At 74.3% G+C, this 2,029-nt stretch carries 2 protein-coding genes; both read left to right on the top strand.

What is annotated here, in order from left to right:
* The coding region (trpB, locus tag CNO22_RS26750; RefSeq protein WP_100502255.1) for a tryptophan synthase subunit beta at positions 1 to 1,297 on the top strand (1,297 nt) is incomplete at its 5' end.
* The coding region (trpA, locus tag CNO22_RS26755; protein ID WP_100502256.1) for a tryptophan synthase subunit alpha at positions 1,294 to 2,029 on the top strand (736 nt) is incomplete at its 3' end. The genes trpB and trpA, both read left to right, overlap by 4 nt.

Raw genomic sequence — 2,029 nt, forward strand, 5'->3', positions numbered from 1 at the left:
GAGCTGGCCCGACGCCACCGGCCACTTCGGGGTCTTCGGTGGCCGGTTCGTGCCCGAGGCGCTGATCGCCGCCCTCGACGAGCTGACCGAGGCCTACGAGGCGATGCGCGTCGACCCGGCGTTCCTCACCGAGTTCGACCGCCTGCAGCGCGACTACACCGGCCGGCCGAGCCCGATCACCGAGGTGCCGCGGTTCGCCGAGCACGCCGGGGGTGCGCGCGTCTGGCTCAAGCGCGAGGACCTCAACCACACCGGTTCGCACAAGATCAACAACGTCCTGGGTCAGGCACTGCTGACCAAGCGGATCGGCAAGACCCGGGTCATCGCCGAGACCGGTGCCGGCCAGCACGGGGTCGCGACGGCGACCGCCGCGGCGCTCATGGGGCTGTCCTGCACGGTGTACATGGGCGAGGAGGACACCCGGCGGCAGGCGCTGAACGTCGCCCGCATGCGCCTGCTGGGTGCCGAGGTCATCCCGGTGACCACCGGCTCGCGCACGCTCAAGGACGCCATCAACGAGGCGTTCCGCGACTGGGTGACCAACGTGGAGACGACGAACTACGTCTTCGGCACCGTCGCCGGGCCGCACCCGTTCCCGGCGATGGTCCGCGACTTCCAGCGGGTGATCGGCGACGAGGCACGCGAGCAGCTCCTGGAGCGGGAGGGGCGGCTGCCCGACGCCGTCCTCGCCTGTGTCGGGGGCGGGTCCAACGCGATCGGCATCTTCACCGCGTTCGTCCCCGACGAGGGCGTGCGCCTGGTCGGCCTGGAGGCCGGGGGCGACGGCGTGGACACCGGCCGGCACGCGGCCACGATCACCGGCGGGTCGCCGGGGGTGCTGCACGGCGCCCGGTCCTACCTGCTGCAGGACGAGAACGGCCAGACGATCGAGTCGCACTCCATCAGCGCCGGCCTGGACTATCCGGGCGTCGGCCCCGAGCACTCCTACCTGCACGACATCGGCCGCGCGGAGTACCGCGCGGTCACCGACGCCGAGGCCATGGAGGCCTTCGCGCTGCTGTGCCGGACCGAGGGCATCATCCCGGCGATCGAGTCGGCGCACGCGCTGGCCGGCGCGCTGACCCTGGGCCGTGAGCTGGGCCCGGACGCAGTGCTGCTGGTCAACCTCTCCGGTCGCGGCGACAAGGACGTCGAGACGGCATCGCGCTGGTTCGGCCTCGGCGATCGCGAGCACGTCGAGCCCGGCGCCGGCATGGACACCGACCAGCAGCCCACCGAGGGCGCGGTCACCTCCGGCGACGCGGTCGCCGGCCAGGACGCGGGGGAGTCGGCGTGAGCGCCCTGCAGGACACCATCGCGAAGGCGAGGGCCGAGGGTCGCTCGGCGCTGGTCGCCTACCTGCCGGTCGGCTACCCGGACGTCGACGCCTCGATCGCCGCCATGGTCGCCGCCGTCCAGGGCGGGGCCGACGTCATCGAGGTCGGCGTCCCCTACAGCGACCCCGGCATGGACGGCCCGGTGATCCAGCAGGCCGTCGACCCGGCGGTGCGCGCCGGCGTCGGCATGCCCGACGTGCTGCGCGCCGTCGAGGCGGTCGCCGCGACCGGCGCGGTACCGGTGGTCATGAGCTACTGGAACCCGATCGAGCGCTACGGCGTGGAGCGCTTCGCCGCCGACCTGGCCACCGCCGGGGGAGCGGGGGCCATCACCCCCGACCTCATCCCCGACGAGGCCGGGGCGTGGCTGGCCGCGTCGGAGGCGCACGACCTCGACCGGGTGTTCCTGGTCGCGCCGTCGTCCACCGACGCCCGCCTGGCCGCGACCGCCGCGGCCTGCCGCGGGTTCGTCTACGCCGCCTCCACCATGGGGGTCACCGGTACCCGGGCCACCGTCGGCGACGCCGCCGAGCGGCTGGTCGCCCGCACCCGGGCGGTCACCGACCTGCCGGTGTGCGTGGGCCTGGGCGTCTCGAACGGCGACCAGGCCGCCGAGGTCGCCGGCTTCGCCGACGGCGTCATCGTCGGGTCGGCCTACGTGCGGGAGCTGCTCGAGGGCCGGGGCGTCGACG

Origin of the sequence: Geodermatophilus chilensis (genome assembly GCF_002802985.1) — a bacterium.
In the GTDB taxonomy this organism is placed as follows: domain Bacteria; phylum Actinomycetota; class Actinomycetes; order Mycobacteriales; family Geodermatophilaceae; genus Geodermatophilus; species Geodermatophilus chilensis.